The sequence below is a fragment of the Bradyrhizobium sp. STM 3809 genome (assembly GCF_000239795.1).
Lineage (GTDB): Bacteria > Pseudomonadota > Alphaproteobacteria > Rhizobiales > Xanthobacteraceae > Bradyrhizobium.
This window is the reverse complement of the sequence record NZ_CAFJ01000486.1, coordinates 1-6,578: the sequence shown is the minus strand read 5'-3', so window position 1 is coordinate 6,578 and position 6,578 is coordinate 1. Positions and strand designations below refer to the sequence as shown.

2 protein-coding genes are annotated in these 6,578 nt (G+C 67.6%); both read right to left on the bottom strand.

The genetic code is table 11. The annotated features are described in order from the left end of the window. Nucleotides 1-64: 64 nt before the first annotated feature. Entirely contained in the window at nucleotides 65-4,987 is a 4,923-nt protein-coding gene (locus BRAS3809_RS22520) for a beta strand repeat-containing protein (RefSeq protein ID WP_008964342.1), read from the bottom strand. Nucleotides 4,988-5,210: 223 nt separating this feature from the next. After that, nucleotides 5,211-6,578: autotransporter-associated beta strand repeat-containing protein (locus BRAS3809_RS37640; RefSeq protein ID WP_035657694.1), on the bottom strand; the 1,368-nt coding region annotated here is incomplete at its 5' end.

Below are 6,578 nucleotides of genomic sequence, written 5' to 3'. Positions count from 1 at the left end.
GGTCCGGCCGCCGCCCGCTGGCTTCAACCCGCCGCGGTGTCGCGTGGGCGATCAGGCCACGCCATCAGCGATTCGAGGTCTGCCAGCTGCACAGGGAGCGGATCGCCGGCCCTCCGAAGTCGGCGGCCGCGCACACCCATTTGGCGCCCGCCGATCCGTGAAGGCTCGGCGTCAGGTTTGCCACATCCGGCGTGGTGACGCGCCACAGCGCAGACGAGGTCCCGACGACGACGTAGTTCGGATTGGTGAGATGTCCCGCGACCGAGAGCGTGTAGCTGCCGAGCGGCGTCCACGGCGTGATGCCGTAGCTGTTGGACAGCCCCGTCAGCGCGCTCACGGTGTCGTCGTTCTGCAGGCCGCTTGCCGCGAGGCCGGGATTGGAGGACGGGATGCCGACGACCGATGCGCCACCGAGCGCCCGCACCACCACCGGCGCGGGGGTCACGGTCAACGTGCCGCTGCCGAAGCCGAACGCATAGCCGGCGGCCGAGGCCAGCGCGCCCTGGGCGATGTTGATCCCGTAAGGGCCTCCGGCAACGTTGGCGGTCGCGGCCGCGCCGCTGGAGGTCAGCGTCGGCGTCCCGCTGAACGCGGTCGCGGCCGTATCGCCGAGGAAGGCATTGGCCACGCCGGACTGATAGCCGGACACGCCGTAGGCGGTCGCGAGCGCAGCCGTCGCATCCGAGCCGTAGGTCTTGCTGAAGCTGGCCGGCGTGACGGTCAGCGTCGGCTGCATTGCGAACAGATAGCGGTTGCCGGTGGCGCTGATGCTGCCGGGCGGCCTCGTCGCATAGGTCGCGTTCCAGATCGCGGTGTTGCCGCTGTCGAGGCCCCCGAAGCTGTCGGCGCCGGGCGCGCTCGAGTAGATCAGCCAGCGGCCCGAGGTCGCCGTCACCGCATTGGCGCCGGCATTGTTGATGAAGGCCAGGGCGGTCGACAGCACGGGACTTGCGCCGGATACGGTTGCGCCGCCGGCCAGCGTCAGATTGCCGGCGCTGACGATGGTGGCACTGCCGCTCGCGCTGACTCCGGTCGTTCCCTGCACCGTGCCGATCGTCAGCGCCTGCGCGTCATAGAAGCTGAGCGCCCCCACTCCGCTTGCCGCAAGCGTGCCGACCAGATTGTTCGCATTCAGCGCGTAGCTCGCCGTCCCCGACAGCTTCAGCCCGGTCGTCGTGATCGCGCCGCCGGTCTGGGTGACCGTCCCCGTGCCGTTGAGCACCACGGGCGCGGCGTTGGAGGTGATCGTGGCGCCGAGCTTGCCGCCGCCGCCCCCGGTGAGCGTGAGCACCCCCGCTCCGTTATTGGTGATCGCAGTGCCGCTGGCGGACGTGTCATAGCCGAACGCCGAACCGGATGAGGTGGTGCCCGACAGCGTCAATGCGCCGGAGGTCATGGTGATCGCGTTGTTGCCGCCAGTGACAAGACCCGTGCCGCTGCTGCTGGAGCCCGACAGTTGCACGCCGCCTCCCGAGGTCGAGAGCGACGCCCCGTAGGCGATCGAGAGCCCCGAGCCGCTGGCGCTGCTGCCAGCAAGCGTCACGGCGCTGCCCGTCTGGTTGTCGATCGTCATGCTCCCAAAGGAGACCGCCGTGCCTGATGTCGAGTCCCCCGCGATCGTCGGCGCGCCGCTGGCGACGGTGATCGTGTTGTTGCCGAACCACAGCAGGCCGGAGTTCGTCGCCGATGTCCCGGACAGGCTCACGCCGCCGGACAACGACAGGCTGGTGCCGCCATTGGAAGCAATGCCGCCGGAGCTGGTGCTCGAACCGCTCAGCGCCAGCGTCCCGGCGCCGGAATTCACCAGGCTGAAGGCGCCGCTGTTGAACCAGACTCCCTGATTGCTCGTCGAGGTTCCCGTCCACGTCGCGTTGCCGGAGCTGCTGGACACGACGTTGGTGCCGAGGAAATAGAGCCCGACGGCGCTGGTCGACGTCCCCGAGATGTTGATGTTGCCCGAGGTGGCCACGGTGGCGTTGGAATAGTCGAAGATGCCCTGGCCGCTGGCGCTGGTTCCGCTCAGTGAGAAACTCCCGGCGCCGGCATTGGTCAGAGTCGTCGTTCCGTAGAGAAAGACGCCAGACGCAGAGCTCGACGATCCCGCCAGCGCAAGATTGCCGGCATTGTTGGTGATCGTGTTCACCCCGTTCAGCACCAGTCCCGTTCCGCTCGTCGACGTGCCCGAGATCGCGACCGACCCGGAGCTGCCGACCGCTCCGCCCGAGGCGAGATTGACACCATCGCTCGAGCTGCTGGTGCCCGACAGGGTAAGGGATCCGGACGACGCCGTCAGATTGCCTCCGACGGCAACCAGGCCCGCTCCGCTCGTGCTCGTCCCGGACAGTTGCACGCTGCCCTGGCTTGAGACATTGGCCCCGTTCTCGACCTTCAATCCAAAACCGCTCGAACTCGTCCCCGTGAAAGCGATACCGGCGCCGGTCTGATTGTTGATCGTCGCAGAGCCCTGGAAGTAGACTCCGTTTCCGGAGGTCGAGGTGCCGGTGAACGTCGGCGTGCCGCTTGCGACGGTGATGGTATTGCCGCCCTTGAACGACAGGCCGTCGCTGCCGCTGGATGAGCCAAGCACCGTCACCGTGCCCGACGTCGTCAGGTTGGAGCCGGTGTTGAAGCGAACTCCGCGACCGGTTGCGCTCGGGGTGCTGCCGCTGAGCTGTAGCGTGCCGGCTCCATTGTTGAGAAGACTCAGCGTATTGCCGTTGATCCAGACCGCATTGTTACCCGACGCAGCGCCGCTGAGCGTCAGATTTCCGGCATTGTCGGTGATCGTGGTGCCGGAGAGAAACAGACCGTAGGACGCGTTGGTATTGTTACCGCTGAGCGTGATGTTGCCCGAGCTGGTCAGGTTGGAATTCAACGCCAAGCCGTAGTTCGATGCGGCCGCGGAATTGCCAGTGATGGCGAAGGAGCCCGCACCCAAATTGGTCAGCGTGTTGCTGCCTCCAAAGAAGTAGGCTCCGATCGCCGACGTGCTGCTCCCGGTGACGGCGAGATTGCCCGAAACGTTGGTCATGCTCGACGACGTATCGACATAAAACCCGGTGCTCGAGCTAGACGTTCCGGCGAGCGAGACCGTCCCGGACGTGGACAGCGTTGCCGAGGATCCAAGATTGCTGCCATAGCCACTGGTCGACGTACCCGACACCGAGAGGGATCCCGCCGTCGACAGGCTCGTGGCGCCCGCGAAGCTGACGCCGCTTGCGCTGGATGACGTTCCGCTGATCGTGCTGGTGCCGGCGCCCGTCGTGATGCTGGCACCGCTGAAGCTGACGCCATTGCTGGCGCCGCCCGCGGTCGCCGTCGCGGTCAGGGTGCCGCCGAGATTGACGGAGCTGTTGAAGGAGATCCGCGTCCCGGTCAGGACGAGCCTGCCATTGCTGGCGGTGACCCCGGCATTGAGCAGGATCGCGCCAGCCGCGCTCAGCGTGAGCGAATTGCCGCTGCTCCAGCTCAGCGCGTTGGCGAGCGTGATGTCGCCGTTCTGCGAGCCGGAGCTGCCGGTCGTGACCGTCACGTTGGCGCTGGCGAGCGCGGCCTGCAAGGTCGCGACTGACAGGATCGAGGAGTTGGCGGTCGGCGAATAGGTGCCGCCGGAGTTCGACATCGTGGTGTCGCTGCCGGTCGAGATCGTGACGTTGTAGGGATCGAGCAGCAGGGTGCCGGTGCGGCCGTTCTGCGCGGTGACGTCGACCGTGCCCTGGTAGTTCAGCACCCCGTGGCTCGAGGTTTCCACGGCGCCGCCATTGCCGCTGCCCGCGCCGGTCGCGCTGATCGTGCCACGCAGCTCGGTCATTTGATCGGACCACACCACGACCTTGCCGCCGTCGCCATCGCTGCCGTTCGCGGCGATCGTTGCGCCCTTCGCCACCGTCGTGACCTGCGCGTTCGCGACATCGCCGCTGACGAGCTTCGCCGCGGGATCGCTGCCGCCGCGCTGGTCGCCGCCGATCAGGATCGTGCCGCCGCGCCTGCCGTTGGCGCGGAGCCGCGCGGTGTCGGTGAGCGCGACCTTGCTGCCGGTGACCACGATCGTGCCGCCGGCATGGCGGCGGCCGCCATTGGCTGCGAGCCGGCCGGACACGGTCACGGCGCCGCTGCCGCCGCCGAGCACGATGCTCCCGGAGCGGCCCGAGACCGAGCGGGCCGAGATCGCGCCGGAGATGTTGACGACGTCGCGCGCCGCCTGCTGCGCGGCTGCAGCCCGGATCTCCACCCGTCCACCCGGCGAGGTGATCCGGCCGGAGACGTCGAGCAGCGCCTTGCCGTCCGCGGCCTTGGCGCTGGTCGGCAGCGCCACCTGCAGGAAGCCGTCGCCGCTCGGATCGAGCGTGACCTGCTCGCCGGCACCGAGGCCGACCTTGCCGAGCGGCACGTTGATGGTGCCGCTGTTGGAGACGGAGCCGCCGATCAGGCCGACATAGGAGCCGGACGCCCCGCTGATCGTACCGGCATTGCTGACAGCAGCGGAGGCACCACCTCTGCCGGTGAAGTTGAGCCGGCCGGCATTGAAATCGGCATCGCTGATGTCGAGCGTGGACGCGACGAAGCCGCCGCCGACCTGCACGTTGCCGGTCGGCGTGATCGCGATGCCGTTGGGGTTCACCAGATAGACCTGGCCGTTGCCGGTGATGTTGCCTGCGATGCTCGAGGAGGTGCCGCCGGTCACGCGGTTGAGGATCGCCGCGCTCGCATTCGGCTGGGCGAAATTGACGCTGGCATTGCTGCCGACGGAGAAGCTGTTCCAGTTGACGATGGCCCTCGCCGACGTCTGCGTGACCGTCAGCGCATTGCTGCTCGGATTGGAGAAGCTCACCTGGCCGGAGGCGACGGAGGCGCCCTGTGGCAGCGTGCTCTGAGCCTCCGCACGCGACGCCAGCACCAGCATCGAGGCGGTGCCGAGCAGCATGGCCAGGCCAACGCTCCAACCCGGCGTGGCGAGCGATCCCGACTTTCTGGACCTGTCCGTCATGACGATACTCAACTCACTGCACGATGTCAGAAGCCGTGCCTCGCGCTCCGTTGTGCGCGGCGATTGGAACCGGTTTGAACTGATATTTGATGAAAAGTGTCGCGATCGAAGCAGCCTGCGCGTTAAGGCCCCGGTTACCATGTGAGGATCAGGAGCGAGACGGCGTCCCGGATCAGTACGACACCACGGGCAGTATCATACTCCTCCACCCTGCCAGGGCTCATCACCGGTCCGACATGCGGCTCCCGCAGATCGAACGCGCGGACACCGAGCCGACGGTTGCAGCCGCGCAATCCCATTCCGCTCTCACGTGGACGCTCGGCGTCAGGCTGGGCAGGTCCGACGGGATGACCTGCCAAGCCGCAGGCGATGTTCCGGTCACGACATAGTTCGTATTCGTCAGCGTGCCCGCGACAGACAGCATGTAGCTGCCGACCGGTGTCTGAGGCGTGATGCCGAAGCTGTTCGACAGGCCAGTCAGCACGCCCACGGTCTCGCCGTTCTGAAGGCCCGTGGCAGCGAGCCCCGGATTGAACGACAGCGCGCCATGGACCGAGGCGCCGCCGAGCGCCCGGACCGTCACCGGCGCGGGAGTCACCGTCAGCGTCGCGGGGCCGCCAAAGCCGAACGCGTAGCCGGCGGCCGAGACGAGCGAGCCCTGGGCAAGGTTGATGGCATAGGGCCCGCCCGCAACGCTGGCGGTTGCGGCCGCTCCGCTGGAGGTCAGCAACGGGCTGCCGGCGAATGCCGTCGCGGCACTATCGCCACGGAAGGCATTGGCGGCACCGGACTGATAGCCAGACACGGCATAGCTCGTCGCCAGCATGGCCGTCGCGTCGACGCCATATGTCTTGCCGAGGCTCGTCGGCGTGAATGTCAGTGTCGGCTGCATCGCGAACAGATAGCGGTTGCCGGCAACGCCGATGCTGCCGGGTGGACGGCTCGCATAGGTCGCATTCCAAAGTGCGGTGTTGCCGCTGTCGAGGCCGCCGAAGCTGTCAGAACCGGGCGCGCTGGAATAGATCAGCCAACGGCCCGAGGTCGCCGTGACCGCGCTCGCGCCGGCATTGTTGATGAAGGCGTTCGCCGCCGTCAGGACAGGGCTGGCGCCGATCAGCGACGTGCCATTCGCAAGCGTGAGATCGTGGCCGCTTCCCAGCACGATGGCATTGCCCGAGTTCGACGTGGTCGCGATCGCTCCGCTGCCGACGTTCAGGTCGAAACCGTTTCCGGTCGTCACCACAATTCGGCCCGTGGATGCAAGGCTGCCAAGCGCGAGCGCGTGCGCATCGTTGAACGTGACCGCGCCGAGCGTGCCGGACGTGGTGATCGCACCGACGGCATTGCTGCCCGAGAGGTTGACGGTGCCGCCCCCACTGAGCGACAGGGTCGAGGCGGTCAGGACGCCCGTCCCGGAGAACGTCGCTCCCACCGCCACGCTGGCCGTCGCAATGCCAGCGCCCACGTTCCAGGAACCTGGGAGATCGAGCACGCCGGCATCGATCGTGGTTGCGCCAGAGTAGCTGTTGGCGCCGGTCAGCGTCAGCGTGCCCAAGCCGGACTTGGTCAGCGCCCCGCTGCCGCCGAGACC